General features: G+C 65.4%; 20 protein-coding genes. 10 read left to right on the forward strand and 10 right to left on the reverse strand.

What is annotated here, in order from left to right; translation table 11 throughout:
• Nucleotides 1–12: 12 nt before the first annotated feature.
• The gene (locus K9B35_RS19920; RefSeq protein WP_224923757.1) at nucleotides 13–987 is read left to right on the forward strand and encodes an esterase-like activity of phytase family protein; all 975 of its coding nucleotides are present in this window, start codon (nucleotides 13–15) and stop codon (nucleotides 985–987) included.
• Nucleotides 988–1,206: 219 nt separating this feature from the next.
• Here K9B35_RS19920 and rpmB read toward each other — a convergent pair whose 3' ends face one another.
• Nucleotides 1,207–1,497 carry a 50S ribosomal protein L28 gene (rpmB, locus tag K9B35_RS19925; RefSeq protein ID WP_224923758.1) on the reverse strand — a complete coding sequence of 97 codons (291 nt, stop codon included), beginning with the start codon at nucleotides 1,495–1,497 and terminating at the stop codon, nucleotides 1,207–1,209.
• Between the two features lie 171 nt (nucleotides 1,498–1,668).
• Here rpmB and K9B35_RS19930 point away from each other — a divergent pair, with 171 nt between their 5' ends.
• Nucleotides 1,669–1,944: a hypothetical protein gene (locus K9B35_RS19930; protein WP_224923759.1), complete on the forward strand. Its 276-nt coding sequence runs from the start codon at nucleotides 1,669–1,671 to the stop codon at nucleotides 1,942–1,944.
• An 87-nt stretch (nucleotides 1,945–2,031) separates the two neighbouring features.
• Nucleotides 2,032–2,460, forward strand: coding sequence for a nucleoside deaminase (locus K9B35_RS19935; RefSeq protein WP_224923781.1), 429 nt, complete (start codon nucleotides 2,032–2,034; stop codon nucleotides 2,458–2,460).
• Between the two features lie 45 nt (nucleotides 2,461–2,505).
• Here the strand turns inward: K9B35_RS19935 and K9B35_RS19940 are convergent, their stop codons facing one another.
• The gene (locus K9B35_RS19940; RefSeq protein ID WP_224923760.1) at nucleotides 2,506–3,183 is read right to left on the reverse strand and encodes an OmpA family protein; all 678 of its coding nucleotides are present in this window, start codon (nucleotides 3,181–3,183) and stop codon (nucleotides 2,506–2,508) included.
• Nucleotides 3,184–3,309: 126 nt separating this feature from the next.
• Between K9B35_RS19940 and K9B35_RS19945 the strand changes: the two genes are divergently transcribed.
• Nucleotides 3,310–4,617 carry a hemolysin family protein gene (locus K9B35_RS19945; RefSeq protein WP_224923761.1) on the forward strand — a complete coding sequence of 436 codons (1,308 nt, stop codon included), beginning with the start codon at nucleotides 3,310–3,312 and terminating at the stop codon, nucleotides 4,615–4,617.
• Here K9B35_RS19945 and K9B35_RS19950 read toward each other — a convergent pair.
• The 3 genes from K9B35_RS19950 to purD all read right to left on the reverse strand — a co-directional run bounded on the left by K9B35_RS19950 (nucleotide 4,614) and on the right by purD (nucleotide 7,992).
• Nucleotides 4,614–4,814: a hypothetical protein gene (locus K9B35_RS19950; protein WP_224923762.1), complete on the reverse strand. Its 201-nt coding sequence runs from the start codon at nucleotides 4,812–4,814 to the stop codon at nucleotides 4,614–4,616. The genes K9B35_RS19945 and K9B35_RS19950 overlap by 4 nt on opposite strands.
• A gap of 60 nt (nucleotides 4,815–4,874) precedes the next feature.
• Complete coding sequence (locus K9B35_RS19955) at nucleotides 4,875–6,611, reverse strand: vWA domain-containing protein (RefSeq protein WP_224923763.1); 1,737 nt, start codon at nucleotides 6,609–6,611, stop codon at nucleotides 4,875–4,877.
• A gap of 112 nt (nucleotides 6,612–6,723) precedes the next feature.
• Entirely contained in the window at nucleotides 6,724–7,992 is a 1,269-nt protein-coding gene (gene purD / locus K9B35_RS19960; RefSeq protein WP_224923764.1) for a phosphoribosylamine--glycine ligase, read from the reverse strand.
• On the opposite strand from purD, the gene xseA reads away from it, so the two are divergent.
• From xseA to K9B35_RS19990, 6 genes are all read left to right on the forward strand, one after another.
• On the forward strand, nucleotides 7,991–9,382 hold the full coding sequence (gene xseA, locus K9B35_RS19965; protein WP_224923765.1) for an exodeoxyribonuclease VII large subunit: 1,392 nt from the start codon (nucleotides 7,991–7,993) through the stop codon (nucleotides 9,380–9,382). The two genes, purD and xseA, sit on opposite strands and share 2 nt — an antisense overlap.
• Nucleotides 9,383–9,413: 31 nt before the next feature.
• A complete protein-coding gene (locus K9B35_RS19970; RefSeq protein WP_412103495.1) occupies nucleotides 9,414–9,617 on the forward strand; it encodes a DUF2093 domain-containing protein in 204 nt (67 codons plus the stop codon).
• Nucleotides 9,614–10,501, forward strand: coding sequence for a M23 family metallopeptidase (locus K9B35_RS19975; protein ID WP_412103494.1), 888 nt, complete (start codon nucleotides 9,614–9,616; stop codon nucleotides 10,499–10,501). Before K9B35_RS19970 ends, K9B35_RS19975 begins: the two co-directional genes overlap by 4 nt.
• A 189-nt stretch (nucleotides 10,502–10,690) precedes the next feature.
• Entirely contained in the window at nucleotides 10,691–13,771 is a 3,081-nt protein-coding gene (locus K9B35_RS19980; RefSeq protein WP_224923766.1) for a TonB-dependent receptor domain-containing protein, read from the forward strand.
• 140 nt (nucleotides 13,772–13,911) lie between these two features.
• Nucleotides 13,912–15,921: a tetratricopeptide repeat-containing sulfotransferase family protein gene (locus tag K9B35_RS19985; RefSeq protein WP_224923767.1), complete on the forward strand. Its 2,010-nt coding sequence runs from the start codon at nucleotides 13,912–13,914 to the stop codon at nucleotides 15,919–15,921.
• A gap of 57 nt (nucleotides 15,922–15,978) precedes the next feature.
• Complete coding sequence (locus K9B35_RS19990) at nucleotides 15,979–16,203, forward strand: hypothetical protein (protein ID WP_224923768.1); 225 nt, start codon at nucleotides 15,979–15,981, stop codon at nucleotides 16,201–16,203.
• A 16-nt stretch (nucleotides 16,204–16,219) separates the two neighbouring features.
• On the opposite strand, the gene K9B35_RS19995 is transcribed toward K9B35_RS19990, so the two are convergent.
• From K9B35_RS19995 to clpB, 5 genes are read right to left on the reverse strand one after another with little or no spacing between them, the layout of a single operon-like run.
• The gene (locus tag K9B35_RS19995) at nucleotides 16,220–16,822 is read right to left on the reverse strand and encodes an aspartyl/asparaginyl beta-hydroxylase domain-containing protein (RefSeq protein WP_224923769.1); all 603 of its coding nucleotides are present in this window, start codon (nucleotides 16,820–16,822) and stop codon (nucleotides 16,220–16,222) included.
• Between the two features lie 10 nt (nucleotides 16,823–16,832).
• Entirely contained in the window at nucleotides 16,833–17,456 is a 624-nt protein-coding gene (locus K9B35_RS20000; RefSeq protein WP_224923770.1) for a sulfotransferase family 2 domain-containing protein, read from the reverse strand.
• A gap of 4 nt (nucleotides 17,457–17,460) precedes the next feature.
• On the reverse strand, nucleotides 17,461–18,396 hold the full coding sequence (locus K9B35_RS20005) for an aspartyl/asparaginyl beta-hydroxylase domain-containing protein (RefSeq protein ID WP_224923771.1): 936 nt from the start codon (nucleotides 18,394–18,396) through the stop codon (nucleotides 17,461–17,463).
• A 30-nt stretch (nucleotides 18,397–18,426) separates the two neighbouring features.
• A complete protein-coding gene (locus K9B35_RS20010) occupies nucleotides 18,427–19,152 on the reverse strand; it encodes a 2OG-Fe(II) oxygenase (RefSeq protein ID WP_224923772.1) in 726 nt (241 codons plus the stop codon).
• Nucleotides 19,149–21,728 carry an ATP-dependent chaperone ClpB gene (gene clpB / locus K9B35_RS20015; protein ID WP_224923773.1) on the reverse strand — a complete coding sequence of 860 codons (2,580 nt, stop codon included), beginning with the start codon at nucleotides 21,726–21,728 and terminating at the stop codon, nucleotides 19,149–19,151. The genes K9B35_RS20010 and clpB overlap by 4 nt, the downstream gene beginning before the upstream one ends.
• Between the last annotated feature and the right edge of the window lie 81 nt (nucleotides 21,729–21,809).

Here is a 21,809-nt window from a genome sequence, read left to right on the forward strand (position 1 = left end):
GAAGGGGCGGCGATGCGCATCCTTCTGTCGATCCTGCTGGTGCTGCTGTTCGTTCCCGACTGGTCGGGCGAGCCCCGGCTGCCGCTGCTACCCGACGCTGCGGCGTTCCGGGTGGAGCAGGTCGTGCTGGATCGACGCGATCCCGCGCGCACGAAGCTGGGCGGACTGACCTATCTGGGCGGGGTCGAACTGCACGGGCCGGGGCCAGCGTTCGGGGGCTTTTCGGCGATGATGGTGGAGGGTGAGCGGTTCACCCTGCTCAGCGACGGCGGAAACATCGTGTCGTTCGTGATGGGCGGAGACTGGACCCCGCGCGCGGTGCGTTTCGCCGCGCTGCCCGCCGGCCCGGGCCGCGGATGGCACAAGCGCGAGCGCGACAGCGAATCGCTGACGCGCGATCCTGCGACCGGTCAGCTCTGGGTGGGATTTGAGCGGGCGAATGAAATCTGGCGCTATGCCCCCGGTTTTGCTGCGGCGCAGGCGCATTCCGCACCTCCGGCGATGGTGAAATGGTCGAGCAATGGCGGTGCCGAGGCCATGGTCCGCTTGCGGGATGGCCGATTCGTCGTGCTGGCCGAGGATCGCCGGGGCAGCGTGAAGGGCACTGTGCGGGGGCTGGCGTTCAACAGCGATCCTGTGAAGGCACCGCGCCACGGCTTTACCTTCAGCTATCGCCCTTCGCGCGGTTTCAAGCCAACCGATATGGCTGAGCTCCCCGATGGGCGAATCGCGATCCTCAACCGCCGATTTGCCGTTTCGAGTGCCTTTACGGCGGCGCTGACATTGGTCCCGCGCGCCGCGATCCGGCCCGGCGCGGTCGTCACGGGGCGTGAGATCGCGCGATTCGAATCGCCGGTGCGACACGACAATTTCGAGGCGCTGGCAGTGGTGCGGGAGGGCAGGGACACGATTCTGTGGATTGCGTCGGATGATAACCAATGGCCGGCGCAACGCTCGCTGCTGCTCAAGTTCCGGCTGGATATCTAGCGCGAAAGGGTGCGGCTAAAGTCGTTTTGGGTTAGCCGGCACCGGCCCGGTCCCCCACCCGGCCGCCCACAAGGTATCTTCGATGGGTGGCCTGGTGGGGGAGCGGGTCGGTGCCGATTCAGCGAAGCTGAAAACCAACCTACACGATTCGCAAAAACGCCGAACGGCCCGCATCCCGGATGGGGGCGGGCCGATCAGTGACGGCGAACCCCGAAGGGATCAGGCCGCGGCAACCGCCTTCTTGACGATCTCGCGCTTCAGGCGACGCGCGCGCAGCGACAGCTTGTCGTCGCCGGTCTTGAGCAGCCAGTTGTCGAGGCCGCCATTATGCTCAACCGAGCGCAGGCCGTGCGTCGACACGCGCAGACGAATCGAGCGCTCAAGCGCTTCGGACATCAGCGTCACATTCTGCAGGTTGGGCAGAAAGGTACGCTTGGTCTTGTTATTGGCGTGGGAAACATTGTGTCCCACCTGCCGGCCCTTGCCGGTCAGTTCGCAGATGCGCGACATGGTTCGATCCTAGGTTTCTGGCCTGTCCGGCAATGCCGGGAAAGAGCGGCCCGATAACGGGGCAGGGCGATTTCGTCAACCGTGCATCGCCTTGTATCGTATCGTGCACGCAACCCCTATGGTCAACGATGCGTTATTTCGCAAACGATTCGAACAGGGAGATCGGACTCGATGCGTGGACTTCTAGCAATTCTCGGCCTGGCGGCCGTGGTGGTCGTGGTGCTGATGTCACTCGGCATGCTTAGCATCAACATGCAGCCGGGTTCGTTCCCGACGGTCAAGTTCGAAGGCGGCAAGGCGCCGAGCCTCGCGGCCGATGTCGGCGATGTCGGCATGGGCACAACCAACAAGACGATCCAGGTGCCGACCATCACCATGGAGAACAAGACGATCCAGGTGCCGACCGTTGAGGTCGAGAAGGCTCAGCCGACCCCGGCGGCCAAGTAATCCCCGAATCTAACAGGGCGGCGGCGCGCAGTGGCGGGCCGTCGCTGCTTCGGGCATAGCGACCGCATGTTCCCGCTGCCCGAACCCATGCGCGCTGCGCTCGACGCTGCCCGGGCCGCCGCCGAGACGAGCGAAGTGCCGGTCGGGGCGGTGGTGATGCAGGGCGAGCGGGTGGTCGCGGTCGCGGCCAATGCGCCGCGCACGTTGCACGATCCGACCGCCCATGCCGAGATTCTGGCGATTCGCGCCGCCGCACAGGCGCTGGGCCGCGATCGGCTAGAGGATTGCGATCTGTGGGTGACGCTGGAGCCGTGCGCGATGTGCGCCGGCGCCATTGCCCATGCCCGAATCGCCCGCCTCTATTATGGCGCCAGCGACCCCAAGGGCGGCGCGGTCGAGCATGGCCCGCGCTTCTTTACTCAACCCACCTGCCATCACCGCCCGGAAGTCTATCCGGGGATCGGTGAGGGCGAGGCGGCGGCTTTGCTGCGCGAGTTCTTCGCCGCGCGGCGGTAATCTCCCTCTCCCCGCAAGCGGAGAGAGGGTAAGCTGCTCTCAAGTTCAGCGCATGTCGCTTTCCCGAATCGGGACGATCTTGATTTCGACGCGGCGGTTCTGCGCGCGACCTTCGACCGAGTCGTTCGATGCGATCGGCTGGGTTTCGCCATAGCCGAGCGTTTCGAGGCGGGCGGCCTCGACGCCGCGCGACACCAGATAGTCGGCGACTGCGCCCGCGCGGCGTTCGGACAGGCCCTGGTTATAGCTGTCCGACCCGGTCGAATCGGTGTGGCCGTACACATCGACGTACGTCTGGTTGTAGCGGTCGAGCACGTCGGCGACCTTGTCGAGCGTCGGACGGAACTGCGACTGCACGGTTGCGCTGTCGGTCGCAAAGGTGATGCCCGATGGCATCGACAGGATCAGGTCGTCGCCGCGGCGGATCACCTCGACATCGGTGCCAGCAGTGCGTTCGCGAATCTCGCGCTCCTGGCGGTCCATATAGTTGCCGATCGCCGCGCCCGCGACCGCGCCGATGCCCGCGCCGACAATCTTCTCGGTCCGGTCACGGCGGCCACCGACGATGTCGCCGAGCAGATAGCCGCCCAGCGCGCCGCCGATCGCGCCGATTCCGGCCTTCGAAATCCGCTGCTGGCCGGTGACCGGATCGGTCACGCAGGCGCCGGTCAGCGCCAGTGCGGCGACGGCGGGGATCACGGCCCAGTTGGTGGGAATACGCATTTAAACCTCCTTGAACTTTCGCGCGACAAACGGCCCGGGAAGGCCCTTGTTCCGCTTGCGCACCGATGTGTTTTGAATCGCCGGTTGTGAAACGGGGCTGAATGCGACTATGGGGGATGCAGGCCAATGGACCCACTTCCCCCCATACCCTGGATCGATGTCGCGATCATTCTCGCACTGGTCGCGCTCAACGGCGTGTTCGCCATGTCCGAGCTTGCGATCGTGTCGGCGCGCAAGGCGCGGCTCGAAGCGATGCTGCGCAGCGGCCGTCGCGGAGTGCAGACCGCGCTCGACCTGGCGTCCGACCCTGGCAAGTTCCTGTCGACCGTCCAGATCGGCATCACCCTGATCGGCATCATCAACGGCGCCTATTCGGGTGCGAGCCTGGGCATGCCGATGGCTGCACGGATCGAGGCGCTGGGGGTTGAGACCCAGCTGGCCGAGACGATCGGCTTCGCCATCGTCATCGCCTTCACCACCTATGCTTCGCTCATCATGGGCGAGTTGGTGCCCAAGCAGTTCGCGCTGCGCTCGCCCGAGCCGATCGCGGCGCTGGTGGCGACGCCGATGCTGTGGCTGGCGTGGATCACCGCGCCGATCGTTTGGGTGCTCGACAAGAGCAGCGCGCTGGTCTTCCGCGTGCTCGGGCTCAACCGCGAATCCGAGAATCGCGTCACCGCCGAAGAGCTGCACATGATCTTCGCCGAAGCGACGCATTCGGGCGTGATCGAAGAGCATGAGCGCTCGATTATCTCGGGTGTCGTCCGCCTCGCCGACCGGCCGGTGCGGGAAGTGATGACGCCGCGTACCGATGTCGACTGGATCGACGTCAATCTCGACGAAACCGCGATTCGCGCGGCGCTTGCGGCAACCCCGCACACGCGCCTGCCGGTTGCAGACGGCTCGGTCGATGCGGTGATCGGCGTGGTGCAGGCGCGCGACGTAGTGACCGCGCTGATCGAGGGGCGCCCGCTCGACCTGCGCGCGCTGGCGCAACCGGCGCCGGTGCTACCCGATCAGGTCGATGCGATGGACGCGCTCGGCGCGCTCCGCCGTGCGGCGGTGCCGATGGGCTTCGTCCATGACGAATATGGGCATTTCGAGGGGATCGTGACCCCCGCCAATCTGCTTGCGGCGATTGCGGGCGATTTCCTGTCCGATGTCGATGCGGGCGACAATCCGTCGATTACCGTGCGCGACGACGGGTCGCTGCTGGTATCGGGCCAGCTTGCCGCCGACGCGCTCGCCGACCGGATCAAGATCGAACTGCCCGAGGATCGCGACTATGCGACGGTCGCCGGGCTCGCGCTGGCGGTGCTCAAGCGGCTGCCCAATGAGGGTGAGAGCTTTATCGAGCAGGGCTGGCGGTTCGAGATCGTCGATATGGACGGGCACAAGATCGACAAGCTGCTGGTAAGCGAAGTCGCGGACTAATTCTCGGCTTCGCGTTCTTCAGCCGCGCGTTCTGCCTCCTCGCGCGCCTGCTTCCGCTGACGACGCAGGCGATTGCCCCACCAGAGGATCGTGATTGCACCCGCGGCAAGGATCGCGATCAGGATCATGTGCGAGACCGTCACCCAGGCGAAGGTCTCGGCAATCCCCGCCGGCGGAACATACGGTTTTTCGTCCATCGGTCAGGCCTCCCCGCGTCATTGCCTAGACGAAATGCGCGAAGCGGCTGATCGGGCCCGTCACTCCTTCGACGCGCTGCGTACTTCCTGCACCGCCGCGAGCTGGGCGAGCTTGAGGAATTCGTTGCGCCAATAGCCCTGCGGATTGCCCGCGAGCCCCCGGATCGCAGCGTAGCTGTAGCCGCCGAGATATTTGTCGCCGCGCAATTTCTGACCCAGCGCCGCGACCGCCACGGCGAACGCCATGTCGCCGCGCGGCGCCGACGCGGTGCGCAGCAACGATGCCGGAACCGGCCGCTCGATCAGCCGCGACGCCTCCTCGCCCGGCAGCTTGTAGCGCAATTTGACGAAGGCCAATTCGCGGCCCGACGCGGTCGGCGCGGTCGGACGGTTGCCGTCGTAGCGGCGGTCGGGAAGCCAGCCCTTGCCGCCCGCCTGGACCACTTCGTAGATCGCGGTCACCTGATGCCCCGCACCGATGTCGCCGGCATCGACCGCGTCATTGTCGAAATCCTCCTCGGCCAGTGCGCGGTTCTCGTATCCGATCAGGCGGTACTGGCTGACCTGTGCCGGGTTGAACTCGACCTGCACCTTCACATCCTTGGCGATGGTGAAGAGTGAGGCGGACAGCTCGTCGTCGAGCACCTTCTGCGCCTCCATCGCCGAATCGATATAGGCGTAGTTGCCATTGCCGAGGTCGGCGATGCGCTCCATCAGCGCTTCGTTGTAATTGCCCTCGCCAAAGCCGAGCGTGGTCAGGGTGACGCCGGTGTCGCGATACTTCTTCACCATCGCCTCCAGCGCCTTGTTGTCGCTGACCCCGACGTTGAAGTCGCCATCGGTGGCGACGAAGATGCGGTTGATCCCGCCCTTGATGAAATTCGCGCTGGCGATGTCATAGGCGAGCTGGATCCCCGCCGCCCCGGCGGTCGACCCACCGGCTTCGAGGCAGTCGAGCGCCGCGCGGATGTGCTTCGGACTGGAGGTCGGGTCGAGCACCACGCCCGCAGCACCGGCATAGACGACGATCGAGACGCGGTCCTTGGGCGTGAGCTTGTCGGCGAGCATCGTCAGCGCGCGCTTGACCAAGGGCAGCTTGTCGTCGCTGCTCATCGACCCCGACACATCGACCAGGAAGACGAGGTTGGCGGCGGGACGCCCCTGCGCGGTCACGTCATAGCCGCGCAGCCCGATGCGGACGAGGCGAGTGTCGGGGTTCCACGGGGTTTGCGCGACATCGGTGGTGACACTGAACGGCTGCTGCCGCGATGCGGGCATGGGGTAATCGTAGCGGAAATAGTTGATCATCTCCTCGGTCCGCACTGCTTCGGCCGGGGGCGTCTGCCCTTTTTGCAGGAAGCGGCGGACGTTGGAGTAGGCGCCGGTGTCGACATCGACCGAGAAGGTGGAGACCGGCGCGGTCGCGACCGACTGGATCGCGGCGACCTCCTTGCCCTCATAGCGTTCGCGATTGTCGGCGGCACCATAGGGGGCCGTGGCGGCATAGCCCGGCGCGATCTTCATCCGTGCGGAGTCTGCCGCAGATCCGGGTACGACCGACTGAAGTGCTGGCGCGGACACCATCGGTGGCGGCGGCGGGGCTGGCGGCGCGGCGAAGTAGCGGCGCTGGGGCATTGCAGACCCTGGACGATATCCGCCGCTGCCGATCTTGCACCGCACCGGCGAGTCATTGTCGGCGCGGGGTGGGGCCGGTGGGCGGACTTGCGCAGCGAGCGGGGGCGGGGCGGCTGCACCCAGCAGCAGCGAGAGCGAAACGAGCGCGGCAGTGCGGTGCATATGCGGTCCCCTTGGTCGCGATGGAGCGCCAAGGCGTGCGCCCGTCCGGATGAGCCGCAGATGAACAGGTGATAATGTTACATCGGTTGACCGAAAGTGTCAGAATTCGACGTCAGCCCCGCTCCCGCGCTACTTCGCGCCAGCCGATGTCGCGGCGGGCGAAGCCGGTGGGGAAGTCGATCGCATCGACCGCGCGATAGGCGGCGGCCTGCGCCTCGGTGACGGTTGCGCCGGTGGCGGTGACGGTCAGCACACGCCCACCAGCTGCCACGAGCGTGCCGTCGTCCAGCCGGGTGCCCGCCTGAAACACCTTCGCGCCGGTCGCTTCGGCTGCAGCGATGCCGCCGATTGCGCCGCCGGCCTTGGGGGTGCCGGGATAGCCGCTCGCAGCCATCACCACCGTGAGCGCGGTGCCGGCGCTGAAGCGCGGCGCCGCACGGTCAGCGAGTGTCCCCGCCTCGGTCGCCCACATCAGATCGAGCAGGTCATCCTCCAGCCGCATCATCAGCACCTGGCATTCGGGGTCGCCGAAGCGAGCGTTGTATTCGATCAGCCTGGGGCCGGTGCGGGTGAGCATCAGTCCGGCATAGAGCACGCCCGAATAGGGGGTCCCGGCCTTGGCCATCCCGGCAATCGTCGGTTTGATGATCGTTTCGATCGCCTCGGCTTCGAGCGCGGGCGTCAGCACCGGGGCGGGGCTATACGCGCCCATGCCGCCTGTATTCGGCCCAACGTCGCCATCGCCGACGCGCTTGTGGTCCTGCGCCGAGCCGAAGGTAACGAAGTTCGTGCCGTCGGTGATGACGAAGAAGCTCGCTTCCTCGCCGTCCAGAAACTCCTCGATCACCGCTTCGCCACCGGGCTTTTCAAAGATCGCGGCGATCGCGGCCTGCGCCTCGTCTTCGCTCATGGCGACGGTCACGCCCTTGCCTGCGGCGAGGCCGTCAGCCTTGATCACGACCGGTCGCCCGAAGTCGCGCGCCAGCACCGCGCGGGCGGTGTCCAGGTCGCGCACGCGGACATAGCCTGCGGTCGGGATATTCTCGCGCGCGCACAGGTCCTTGGTGAAGCCTTTCGACCCCTCCAGCTGGGCAGCCGCCTGGCTCGGGCCGAACACCGGCAGGCCAGCGACACGCAGGGCGTCGCTGAGGCCATCGACCAACGGCGCTTCGGGGCCGACCACGACGAAGCCGATCGCGTGGGCGCGGCAGAAGTCGATCACCGCCGCGTGATCGGTCAGCTTTACGTCGTGACAGACCGCATGATCGGCGATTCCGGGGTTGCCGGGGATCGCATGCAGGCTATCGAGCCGGGGCGATTGCGCGAGCTTCCAGGCGAGCGCATGTTCGCGGCCACCCGACCCAAGCAACAGGACGTTCATGTCAGATCCCTTCGACGATATCGATGGCGGTTCAATTTCCGGGCGGCTCCTAGCCGAGGGGCGGGAGGGGGACAATGATGCGCCGCTGTCGGTCGGCGAATTGTCGCAGAAGCTGAAGCGGATGGTCGAGGGCGAGTTCGGCCATGTCCGGCTGCGCGGCGAGATTTCGGGATATAAGCGCGCGGCGTCGGGCCATGTCTATCTCGCGCTGAAGGACGCCGATGCGGTGATCGACGGCGTGATGTGGCGCGGCGCGGCGGACCGGCTGCCGTTTCGCCCGCAGGACGGGATCGAGGTCGTCGCGACGGGCAAGCTCACCACCTATCCGGGGCGGTCGAAATATCAGATCGTGATCGACCGGATGGAGCTGGCCGGCGAAGGCGCGCTGATGGCGCTATTCGAGAAGCTGAAGGCGCAGCTGGCTGGCGAGGGGCTGTTCGACGTGTCGCGCAAGCAGCCACTGCCGTTCGCCCCGCGCGTGATCGGCGTTGTCACATCGCCCACCGGCGCAGTGATCCGCGATATCCTCCACCGCCTCGCCGACCGCTTCCCGACGCGCGTGCTGGTCTGGCCGGTGAAGGTGCAAGGCGATGGTGCGGCGGCGGAGGTTGCGGCGGCGGTGCGCGGATTCGATGCGATGCCGCTCGACGGGCCAGTGCCGCGCCCGGATCTGGTCATCGTCGCGCGCGGCGGCGGGTCGATCGAAGATCTATGGGCATTTAACGAGGAGCCGGTGGTGCGCGCGGTCGCGGCGTGCCGCATCCCGGTGATCTCGGCGGTCGGGCATGAGACCGATACTACCTTGTGCGATTTCGCGGCGGACGTGCGTGCGCCGACCCCCACCGCTGCGGCGGAAATGGCCGTGCCGGTGCGCGCCGATCTGGCCAACGCGATCGCCACGCTGGCGCTGCGGACCGAGCGCTGCGTGCGGCGGTACCATTCACGCGGCGGCGAGCAGTTGCAGGCGCTGGTCCGTGTGCTGCCACGCCGCGACGCGTTGCTCGGGCCGCAACGGCAGCGGGCGGACGATATCGGCGCGCGGCTCGATCGCGGGCTGGAGCGGCGGGTGACGGTGGCGCGCGGGGTACTCGACCGCGCCGCCGGGGCACTGCGTCCTGCCGTTCTGGAGCGCAAGCTGGAAGGGCTGCGGCACCGGCTTGAGGGCGCGGGCAAGCTGCTGGACGCGGTTAATCCCGACAACCTGCTGCAGCGCGGTTATGTTCGCGTCGGCGCCAAGGCGACCGGCAAGGTGATCGCCAGCGCGGCGGACGCACGCGCCGCCGGTGCGCTGACGCTGCATTTCCGCGATGGTCCCGTGGACGCGCGGGTTGAGCGCAGCGGCGGCAAGCCCTATGCTGAAGACAAGCCCGAACAGCCCGGCCTGTTCTGACCCGACCCCGAAGCGAAGAGTGAGCGTTGCCATGCTGATGTCGTCCAATTCCGCCCGTCCGGCGCGGCTTCATTATATGGCGAACGGCTTTCGCGTCCTGTCTTCGGGTGATCATGTCGTGTGCGCGGTGAGCGGGGAGAAGATCGCGCTCGACGCGCTGCGCTATTGGAGCGTCGCGGATCAGGAGGCTTATGCCTCGGCCGAGATCGCGACGAAGGCGATGACCACGACGTGAGGACCATCGGGGGGACGATCATCGCCGGCACGACGCTTGTACTCTTGGGTACATGCAGCATCGCGCCTGATCCGATCGCGCGCGCGGTTGCCGCGCCGCAATCGGCGCAGGCACGCAATGCCTTTCGCTTCGATGGGCCGATGATTCAGGGCGGTACCGTGCTCGGCACGGCGCCTGCGCTGACCAGCCGGGTGACGCTGGACGGACGCGACGTGCCGGTCGCTCCCGATGGCCGGTTCCTGATCGCGTTCGATCGCGACGCGGCTGCGCGCGCAGAACTGGTCGCCACCCGCGTCGATGGCAGCAGCCTGCGTCAGACGCTGACGATCCAGCCGCGCGCCTGGCGGATCGAACGGTTGAACACGCTTCCGCGCTTTGCCCAGCCAAGTGCCGAGTTCCAGCGCCGCCGCCCTGCCGAACTGGCGCAGATCAACGCGGCGCGGGCCAAGTCGAACTCCGTTCAGGGCTGGCGGCAGGAGTTCATGTGGCCGGTGACCGGGCGCATCTCGGGCCTGTTCGGGTCGCAGCGCATCTACAAGGGCGAACCCGGCTCCTATCATTCCGGGATCGACGTCGCGCGCCCCTCCGGTACGCCGATCATCGCCCCTGCAGATGGCGTCGTGATCCTCGCCGCGCAGCAAGACTTCACGCTTGAGGGGAAACTGCTGATGCTCGACCATGGCATGACGCTCAACAGCGCCTTTCTGCATCTGTCGCGGATCGATGTGAAGGTCGGGGACGTGGTGCGCCGTGGGCAGACGATCGGCGCGATCGGCACCACCGGCCGCTCGACCGGGCCACATCTCCATTGGGGCATGAAATGGGGCAATGCGCGGATCGATCCACTGCTGATCGCGGGGTCGATGCCGGTCACGGCAGACTAAAGGGCGCGCGACCTACACCCACTATGTGACGTTTTTGTCACGGCGTGGTGACTTTGCGACAATCCGCGTGCCGGGTCGCTTGTGCGGCGGATCGTTGCAGGCGTATCGCTACCCAATCTGCGCGGCTTTTGTCGCGCGAGAAATCTGGGGCTTCCGCCGCGACGCCCCAAAAAAAACGGGGAGCTTCATATGGTTTCAAATTTTCGTAGGCGCCTGCTTACCTCGACTCTGCTGATCGGCGGCATTGTCGCAAGTCCGGCCTTCGCCCAGACTGAAGAGGCTCCGGCCGAGGGTGAGGCAATCGTCATCACCGGTTCGCGCATCGTGCGCCCGAACCTTGAGGCAAACAGCCCGGTCACCAGCGTAACCGGCCTTGAGACCACTCAGAACGCCGACGTCACGCTCGACACGTTCCTGAACACGCTGCCGCAGGTCAATCCGGCCGGCACGACCACGTCGAACAACCCCGGCAACGGCGGTCAGTCGAACATCGATCTTCGCGGCCTGGGTGCCAACCGCAACCTGGTGCTGGTCGATGGTCGCCGCCCGATGGTGTCGGCATCGAACCAGACGGTCGATCTTAACACGATTCCGCAGGGCCTGATCGAGCGCATCGACGTTCTGACCGGCGGTGCTGGCGCGGCCTATGGTGCCGACGCGATCGCCGGTGTCGTCAACATCATCCTGAAGGACGATTTCGAGGGCGTCGATCTGCGCGCCAACTATTCGAACTCGATTCCTCAGACCGACGCGCGCGAGTATCAGATCAGCGGCACGATCGGCGGCAATTTCGCCGACAATCGCGGCAACTTCGCGCTGTCGGTTGAATATGCCGAGCGTCAGGGCCTGATCAAGGCGCAGCGCCCGTTCGCTGCGCAGGCGACCTCGACCACGGGTTCGTTCCCGACCGGTTCGCTGTTGAACAGCACAGGTAACCCGTACAGCCAGGCCGTCGTCGATTCGATCTTCACGGCCTATGGCGTCCCGACCGCGCAGCTGCCGCGCGCCAACCAGCTGGCGTTCAACTCGGACGGCACGCTGTTCGGTGTCGGCACGTTCAACTCGCCCGTCGACGTTGTGAACTTCCGCTACAGCCTGACCTCGCCGGCGAACCCGAACCTGAACTATTTTCCTGACTTCTACTCGTACAACTTCGACATCGTGAACATCCTCGTGCTGCCGCTCGAGCGCTATTCGGCGTTCACCCGCGGCAATTACAAGGTCAACGATGCGTTCGAGTTCTTCGTCCAGGGCGCGTACACGAACTATAAGTCGGCGACGGCGCTGGCGCCGACTCCGGTCAGCACTGGCATCGTCAACACCGCCAGCACTGCGTCGGGGCTGAATGCCCGCTCGCCGTTGGTGAATCTCGTGCAGGACAGCGGGACGAATATCGGCCAGGCAGCCCGGATCACCGGTTTCGTCGTGCCGGTGAGCAACCCGTTCCTTCAGGCGTCGCCGGATCTGGTTGCGCTGGTCAACTCGCGGACGGGCAACGATCCGAACCTGGCAGGCTCGGGCGCGGCCGAAGGCGTTCGCATCGGTTATCGCTTCCTCGGCACCGGCCTGCGCGAGCAGCAGCTCGAGAACGAGGTCATCCAGGGCATGGCTGGTCTGCGCGGCGAGTTCGCGCCCAACTGGCGTTACGAGGCCTATTATTCGTGGGGCAAGACGGTCATCGACCAGAGCGCCACGGGTAACGTCAACGTCCAGCGTGTGCAGCAGCTGCTCGAAGCACCGGATGGCGGTGTCAGCCTCTGCGCCGGCGGGTTCAACCCGTTCGGTATCCAGCCTTTCTCGCAGGCGTGCGTCGATTTCGTCGATGAAGTCGGTGTGACCAAGACGACCTTCACCCAGAAGGTTGCTCAGGCGTACATCACCGGCCAGCTCGCCGAGCTGCCTGCCGGCCCGCTGTCGGTCGTGTTCGGCGCCGAAAAGCGCGATTTCCGCTACGAGTTCGATCCCGGCGCGCTGTTCGGCCCGATCGCCGGGTTCAACACCAGCACGCCTGACCTTGGCACCAACAGCTTCCTCGACTTCTTCGGCGAAGCGTCGATTCCGATCCTCAAGGACACCGCCTGGGCCGAAAATCTGGAGCTGACCCTGTCGGCACGTCATTCGAAGAGCGACTTCAATGACATCCAGAACGGCATCGACGGTGCGCCGTCGAACGACTGGTCCTATGGTGGCACGCTGACCTGGTCGCCGGTGCGCGAGCTTCGCTTCCGTGCAAGCTACCAGCACTCGGTGCGCGCGCCGAACTTTGGTGAACTGTTCTCGGGCGGCGGCAGCTTCCCGCAGATCTTCGATCCGTGCTCGAACAACTCGAACTTCCGTGCGACGGGTGGCACGGCGGCTGCGACCATCTGTCAGTCGACCGGCGTGTCGGCTGCGACGCTGGGTTCGTTCGTCGCGACCCCGGGCGCGCAGGCATTCATCACGGTGACGGGTAACCCGAACCTGAAGCCTGAAAAGTCGGATGCGTTCACCGCTGGGTTTGTGTTCAACGCGCTCGGCTTCACCGGCTCGATCGATTATTACAACATCAAGGTCAACGACACGATCTTCTCGCCGGACGTCAACGAGATCATCGCGTCGTGCTATGGCTATAACGACATCAACCCGAACCTGACCACGACCAGCCCGTATTGCGCGGCCGTTTCCCGGTCGAACAACAACATCTCGGCAATCTACCTCCCGGCTTCGCTGGGTGGTGACTCGAACGGGTATTTCCAGGCAGTCAACCAAGGGTCGGTCAAGACCTCGGGCATCGACTTCCAGCTTGGCTACAACCTGCCGACCGAGTTTGTCGGGCCGGAATCGTCGATCAACTTCAACCTGCTCGTCAACTATCTGTTCGACTTCAAGGTTACCGGCCTTGGCGGTCTGCAGACCGACTATGCGGGTACCGCTTCCTACTTCGGCGCTGGCCTCGGCACCAGCTTCCCCGAGTGGAAGGGGACGATGAATGTCGGCTTCAACCTGAACAAGGGCCTCTCGCTGCAGAGCCGCGTGCGGTACATCGATGCGATGGAAAACCGTGCGTCGCGTCAGTTCATTGGCGAGACGTTCACCGGCCCGGGTTCGGTCTGGTACTTCGACTTCGCGGTGCAGGGCCAGGTCGAGAACATGACCCTGCGTCTGGGCCTCAACAACGCCTTCGACCGCAAGCCGCCGACCTACGCACCCAACGTGCAGTCGGGTACCGATCCGTCGACCTACGACGTGATCGGGCGTCGCGCCTATGTTTCGGCACGGCTCAAGTTCTGATCCGACCGAACCGACACCTTTTGAAGGGCGAGGCGATTGCCTCGCCCTTCTTTTTTGGGGCAGAGTGCGCGCAATCGGTTTGACACACAGCACGCGCGCAGCCGCCGGCGTGATCGCGATGCGCGGGTTCGGATAACAGCATGAACATCCAGCAAACTCTGCAACAGGCAGCGGCTCTTTTCGGTCGCGGCGACCCAAAAGGAGCACGGCAACTGGGCGAACAGGTGCTCAAGGTCGCGCCCAACAACGCAGCGGCGTTGCAAATCGTCGGCATTGCCAATTGTCAGCTTGGCGAACCCAAAATGGGCGTGCCGCTGCTGCGCAGGGCGATCAAGGCGGGGGGCGACAATCCCGGCTCACGGTTCAATCTGGCACGCGCGCTGTTCGATGCGGGCGAGCTGGCTGAGGCCGAAGCGCTGGCCGGGGCGCCCGGTCAATCCGACGCGATGCGCCGCCTTCACGCCGACATTCTCAAAGCGCTGGGGCGTCTGTGGGAAGCCGCAATGGCGTATCAGCAGATCGTCGACGCCAACCCGCAAGATGCGGACAGCTGGAACAATCTTGGCAATGTCCGGCACGAGCTCGGCGAGCTCGAGACTGCGCTGGCCGCCTTGAACCAAGCACGGATTCTGCGACCGGACTCCGCGATCATTCACACCAATATCGGCCGCGTCCTCGCGTCCATGTCCCGCTATGAGGAAAGCTCAGCGCTGTTCCAGGAGGCGGTGCGACTCGATCCGCGCAATCCCGCCGTCCTGCTGGAGTTCGGCCACGCGCTGACCCGGCTCGACCGGTCGCGCGAGGCGCTGGTCGCCTATGCCGACGCGGCTCGGATGGACGCGACCAATCCCGAAATCTTTGTTGCCATGGGACTGGCGTTCATGGATCTGGAGGATCGTGCGCGCGCCGAGCAATCCTATCGCTTCGCGCTGAACGCCAAGCCCGATTTCGGTGCAGCATCGCTGAATCTGGGCATCCTGCTCGAACAGGGCAATCGCATTTCGGAGCTTGAGGCGCTGCTGCGCCAGGCGGAGTCCCGCGGCGCGCAGAGCGCCGATCTCGATTATCTCAAGGCGATGGTGCTTCGGCGCAAGGGCGATCTCGAGGCGGCGCTGCCGCTCGCCCGCGACGCACGCTCGGCCTCCATCAATCCGGCGGTGCGATCCCATTTCGTCGGGCAGGTCGCCGATCAGCTGGGCGAGACGGGCCTCGCGTTCGCCGCGTTCGAAGAGATGCACTGGGCGATGGCGCAGTCCCCGCTCGGGCAGGGTGTCGATCGTCGCGCCTATCAGGTCGAGGTCGAACAGCTTGCGGCGCAAACCACGCCGGAATGGTTCGAGCGCTGGCCCGCCATCACCCTGCCGCGTGAACCGGCATCGCCCGCGTTCATGGTCGGCTTCCCGCGCTCCGGCACGACGCTGCTCGACACGATCCTGCTCGGGCACAAATCGGTGCATGTTCTGGAAGAAGTGCCGATCCTGTCGCAGGTCGCCGATGAACTGGGGGCGTTCCACCGCATCGGGGAGATTGGGGAAGACGACGTCGCGCGGCTACGCGGACGCTATTTCGAAGAACTGGCGCGCGTCGCACCGGATGCGGGCGGCAAGCTGATCGTCGACAAGAACCCGCTGTCGATGCTGCGCGCGCCGCTGATCCATCGGCTGTTCCCGGATGCGAAGATCATCTTTGCGATGCGGCATCCGTGCGACGTGGTGCTGAGCTGCTTCATGCAGAACTTCAAGCTGACCCAGGCGATGGCGAGTTTCCTCGATCTGACGAGTGGGAGCCTGCTGTACGACCGGGTGATGGCCTATTGGCGCCAGTGCAGGGGGATATTCCCGCTCGATGTGCACGAAGTCCGCTACGAAGCGATGATCGCGGATGTCGAGGGCGTGGTCCGCCCGGTTTTCGACTTTCTGGGACTGGACTGGGATCCGGCGGTGCTGGACCATCAGCGCACGGCGCAGGCGCGCGGGTTCATTCGCACGCCGAGCTATGGGCAGGTGACCGAACCGATTTACACGCGCGCAACGGGTCGATGGGAGCGCTACAGGCCACAACTAGCGCAGATTCTGCCGATCCTGGAGCCGTGGGTGGCCGAATTCGGTTATGGCAGCACCGCGGTGCTGGAGCCGGACGCTGCCGGTTGAACTTGCTGGTGGACTGACTAACCTGACTGTAATTTCAGACGTTGATGGAGCCGGCCGATGATCTTCGCGACAATTGCCTTGTTCACCGTCGGCCTGTCTGACGATCCGTCCAAGCCGGACGCTCAGCAGCGCGTCTGCAAGATGCACAAGCAGACCGGCACGCGCTTTTCAAAAACGACATGTCGAACCCGCGCGGAGTGGGACGCCATCGCCGAAGCGGCGCGCCGCACGGCCGAGGAGTCCTTCAATAAGCCGGTCATCAGCATAGAGAAGGGCAGCTGATCGCCATTGCGGGCGATCAGGGTAGCGGTGAGGCGCCTCTGTTGATCCAGTCCGGGTCTGGCTGGTCGATGTCATAATATTCAAAAATCAGGTGGACGCGATCGGTGGCGCCGGCGTTCGTCACCGAATGCACCCCCATATTGTCAACCTCTGCCGCCTCGCCGACCGGGAGGTGATGTCCGGTGTCGCCGGTGAAGAAGGTGACGCCGTCGTTGGTTTCAAGCGGGACGTGGATCTTGTGCGGCCATCTCGCGGCGGGATTGGCATCGCGATGCGGGCGGATCACGCCACCCGGGCGCATTCGGGCGAGCATGACGCGCGGGAAGGCGCCGCGCGCATAGCCATAAGGCGCGGTCGCGGCGGTCAGCACGGGATCGATCAGCGGACGCCATTCCGACCATAACGGCCGGTCATGGCTGCGACGCCAGTCGTCCATCCCGTCGACAAAGCGAAACACGATGTGGCGGGTCGAATCGAGCGCTTCGAACCGGTTCGGCTTTCCCGCATTTTCTGCGTCCCACATCACCTCTGATATGGATGCGACGGCAGTGCGCAGCGCGGACACATCGACTGGCCCCAGGCGGCGGATGGATTGGGTCTTGCGGGGGTTGGGATACATCGCGGCGCCCCTAAAACTCGTAACCGAACAATTCGATGTCGCGGGCATACAGCCGCGCGACGCCGTCGATCAGCGTCTGGTCGTAATAGCTGCGATACTCCCGGTGCTGCGAACTGTTCGCGCGACCCAGCGGTACCGACGGGATGCCGATGCGCGCGCAGATCGCGTCGTAGCTGCCCTGCATATCCTCAACCCGTCCAAGCTGATCGGCGAGCAGCGTTCCGTCCGGCGCCGTCACAAAGCTGTGCTGCGGGCGGAACACGACATGATGATGGGGCGGGGCGGTGAACAGGAAGTGGCGCATGACGCCTTGGGGATCGTGCTGGAACGTCCCCTGTTGGCTGGTTGCGAACGCGCAATAGGAGACGAAGCGCTCGAACGGATTGCGTACGAATGCGAATTTGAAATAGTCGGTGAACCGCTCCTCGCCAAGCGCGGGGCGCAGTTCGGCCAGGCTGATATGGCCATGGCCCAGCCGGGCAAGCTCGGGCGCGACCATGCGTTTCTCAACGAACAGGCGCACCTGTTCCTCGTCATTCTCGGCCAGATGCTCGCGCAGCGCCTGACGGATCGAGTGCGTTCCGGTCTTGGGAATCGCCGTGAACACGAAGCGGTGGCGGTGCGATAGGATCATTGGATCAGGAGGCCAGCGCCACTGTCGCGACTGGCGCGGGGTTGGGCGCCGCGACGTCAAAGATGAGTTCGGTCAGCGCGCGAATCAGGGGCACCTGATTGCGCAACGGCAGGCCGCCGCCGCCGCTGGCCATCAAATCCTGACGCAGACCCGCGATCAGGCGGCGATAGTCCGGAAGACCCGCGGGGTCCGATTCATATTCGCACCATGCCGATGTCCAGGCGGCGGCGAAGCGTTCGAGCCGGTTGAGCGCGCCGTCGAGCCGCGGATCGGGTACCGCATATTCGGCGAGGAAGGCGATGTGACAGCGAACTTCCCATGGCGACATGATCTTGTTCATGTCGACCTTTTCGAACCGCAGGGGGCGTGACGTTCGCGGTGCAGGCGACGGCGCGCCATTCTGCGCCTCATCGATCAGGTCCCACATCTCTTCGCCATCCACGGTGTCGAGGACGAGATGCACCCGCTTCTCGCTGCCGCCATTATGCACATTGTGCATGCGGAAGGAGTCGAACAGCCAGCAACTGCCCGCTTCCATATGAACGCTCTCGTCGCCACAGGTGAACAGCACGCGCGGGTTGGTGATCACCGGGATGTGGATGCGCATATGCGTGCGCCAGTGATAGTTCACGTCGACATGGGGCGGTACGCTGGCCCCGGCACCAAGACCCATCAACCTGCTGCGGCCCCACACTGCCCCGATCTCGCCCATTACCTCCATGATATAGGCGCAAGCGCGCAGATGATCGGTCGCGGCCATCTGACCCGTGAAGCCATTGGTCATCTGGCCACCCGGTGTGACCAGCAGGACGGCGTCGTTGCCAGGGTAATTGCCGGGATGGGGAAGCCAGGCGGCGGCCGACAGCGCGCGCACTTCCGCGGCGAGCCGATCCGGGTCGAAGGACTTGTGGAGCTTCAGGAAGGGCTGCTTGAGGCGCATGGCGCGTTTTCCGTCATCGGGCGTGTCGAATCAAGGGAGTGCGCGCAGCCAGCCGGTTACGGATAACCGCGGACCACCCGCCCATGGCGTGACTTGGCTGACACTATGCGGCTGCGGCACGGCGAACAGGCTGAGCGTGTTGAACACCGGGACATAGCCTTCCGCGATCCCACCGCTGCCGCCATGGAACAGGAGGAGCCCGCCCCACTCGGCACGCCATTTGGGGCTCAGGCCGAAGACATAGGCCGCCCGGCGATTCTTGCCTGCGACGCCATCGTCATGCCCGGTCAGGAAATCGCCCTTGTCATAGATCGTCGCCTGCGCATCCGCGAAATTGATGTCTGCAGCGCCGGTAATCCGTGCCAGTGTGTCGAGCAGCGGCGCGCTCGACATGAAGCGCGCGAACGCCGTCAGGGGATCGTCGAGCGCGGCGCGTGCGGCGACATCGTCAGGCACCCGGATCGATTGATAGCGATATTGGAAGCCATCGCGCGCCGCCGCGTTCATCACCTCCTCCAACCGCGCGCGCTGCGCATCGGTGAGCGTCGCGAGGACGGCGGGGACGGACTCATAGACCTTCTCGCCCGCGTTCATCACCTGTCGCCAGTCGCTGCGGGCGGTCAGATGCGCGGCGAGTGCAGTCGCATCCGCCTCATCGAGAAACGGTGCAATCTGCACCCGCCCGGTGCGCGCGAAGCGCTCGGCCAGCGCTGCGACATCGATCGATGGCGCGAGGGTGAAGCCGGGGTCGCTCATGCCGGGGTCAGCACCAGGCCGCCATCGCCCTCGCTCACCTTGACGGTAGCACCGTCCTTGACCTCGCCGCGCAGAATCGCGTCGGCGAGCGGGTCTTGGAGGTAGCGCTGCACCGCGCGCTTGAGCGGTCGTGCGCCATAGATCGGGTCATAGCCCACCCGACCTAGCCAGTCGCGGGCCTCCGGCGTCAGGTCGAGCGTGATCTTGCGATCCTTGAGCAGCTTGCCGAGGCGGGCGACCTGAATGTCGACGATCGGCGCCATCTCGCTGCGGCCGAGTCGGTGGAACAGCACGATCTCGTCGAGCCGGTTGAGGAATTCGGGGCGGAAATGGCCGCGGACCATTTCCATCACCTGCGGCTCGACGGCGGACACGTCCTGCCCGTCCTCAAGCTGGGTGAGGAACTGGCTGCCGAGGTTCGAGGTCAGCACGATGATCGTATTGGTGAAGTCGACCGTGCGGCCCTGTCCGTCGGTGAGGCGACCATCGTCGAGCACCTGGAGCAGGATGTTGAAGACGTCGCCATGCGCCTTTTCGACCTCGTCGAACAGGATGACCTGATAGGGGCGGCGGCGGACGGCTTCGGTCAGCACGCCGCCTTCCTCATAACCGACATAGCCGGGAGGTGCGCCGATCAGCCGGGCGACGCTGTGCTTCTCCATGAACTCGCTCATGTCGATGCGCACCATCGCGCTTGAATCGTCGAACAGGAATTCGGCGAGCGCCTTGGTCAGCTCGGTCTTGCCGACGCCGGTTGGGCCGAGGAACAGGAAGCTGCCGAGCGGGCGGTTCGGATCCTGAAGCCCCGCGCGGCTGCGGCGCACGGCGGTGGAGACGGCCTTGACCGCCGCCGCCTGTCCGATCACGCGCTTGCCGAGCTGTTCTTCCATCGCGAGCAGCTTCTCGCGCTCGCCCTCCAGCATCCGGTCGACGGGGATGCCGGTCCAGCGGCTGACGACGCCGGCGATGTCGTCGGCGGTCACTTCCTCGCGCAGCATGGCGACGCCGGTGGTGGCCTGCGCCGCCTCCAGCTGCTTGGTCAGCGCGGGGATCGTGCCGTAGTTGAGCTCGGCCATCTTGGCGAGATCACCGGCGCGTTGGGCCTGTTCGAGTTCGAGCCGGGCGGCGTCGAGCGCTTCCTTGATCTTCGCCTCGCCCGCGATCTTGTCCTTTTCCGCCTGCCAGCGGCCGGTCAGTTCGGCGGATTGCTGTTCGAGATTGGCGAGTTCGTGGCGAAGGTTGCCCAGACGATCGTGCGATGCGGCGTCGGTCTCCTTCGCCAGCGCCATCTCCTCAATCTTGAGCTGGACGATGCGGCGGTCGAGGTTTTCGATCTCCTCGGGCTTGCTCTCCACCTCCATGCGGATGCGGCTCGCCGCCTCGTCCATCAGGTCGATCGCCTTGTCGGGCAGGAAGCGGTCGGAGATGTAGCGGTTGGACAGTGTCGCCGCCGCGACGATCGCCGCGTCGGTGATCCGAACCCCATGATGCAGCTCGTATTTTTCCTTGAGGCCGCGCAGGATCGAGATCGTGTCCTCGACCGTCGGCTCGCCAATGAAAACGGGCTGGAAGCGCCGCTGGAGCGCCGGGTCTTTTTCGACATATTTGCGATATTCATCGAGCGTGGTCGCGCCGATGCAATGCAGTTCGCCGCGCGCGAGGGCGGGCTTGAGCAGATTGCCCGCATCCATCGCGCCTTCGGATTTGCCCGCGCCGATCAGCGTGTGCATCTCGTCGATGAACAACACGATGTCGCCCTCGGCACCCTTGACCTCGTCGAGCACGCCCTTGAGCCGTTCCTCGAACTCGCCGCGATATTTCGCACCCGCGATCAGGCTGCCCATGTCGAGCGCCATCAGCTTGCGGTTCTTGAGCGTGTCGGGGACGTCGCCATTGGCGATGCGCAGCGCGAGGCCCTCGGCGATCGCGGTCTTGCCGACGCCGGGGTCTCCGATCAGCACGGGATTGTTCTTGGTGCGGCGGGCGAGGATCTGGATCGTGCGGCGGATTTCCTCGTCGCGGCCGATTACGGGGTCGAGCTTTCCGTCCTTCGCTGCCTGAGTCAGGTCGCGGGCGAATTTCTTGAGCGCGTCGTAGCGGTCTTCGGCCCCGGCGGTGTCGGCAGTGCGGCCACCGCGCAGCTGGACGATCGCGGCGTTGAGCGCTTCGGCCTTCACGCCAGCGGCGGCGAGCGCGCGACCGGCATTGGTGGTGGAGGCGAGGGTCAGCGCGAGCAGCATGCGTTCGACCGTGACGAAGCTGTCGCCCGCCTTGCCGGCAATCTGTTCGGCCTGATCAAGCACGCGCACTGCGTCATTGTCGAGCCCGGGCGCCTGTTGCGCGCCGCTGCCGGTGACGGCGGGCACGCGGGCGAGTGCGGCGTCGGTTTCGGCGACCGCGCGCCTGGCATCTCCGCCCGCCGTTTGGATCAGCCCGGCGGCCATGCCCTGCTCATCCTCGAGCAGCGCCTTAAGCAAATGCTCGGGGCTGATCCGCTGATGGTTCATGCGGATGGCGACGGTCTGGGCGGACTGGAGGAAGCCCTTGGCGCGGTCGGTGAACTTTTCGAGATTCATGATCGTCCCTGTTCTCTGTCGTCCGGGAGATGGTGTTGCATTTTGGCAACACAAGCCCTGCCGCAATACTATTTCGCGCAC

Origin of the sequence: Sphingomonas sp. R647 (assembly GCF_020177055.1) — a bacterium.
Taxonomy (GTDB): Bacteria; Pseudomonadota; Alphaproteobacteria; order Sphingomonadales; family Sphingomonadaceae; genus Sphingomonas.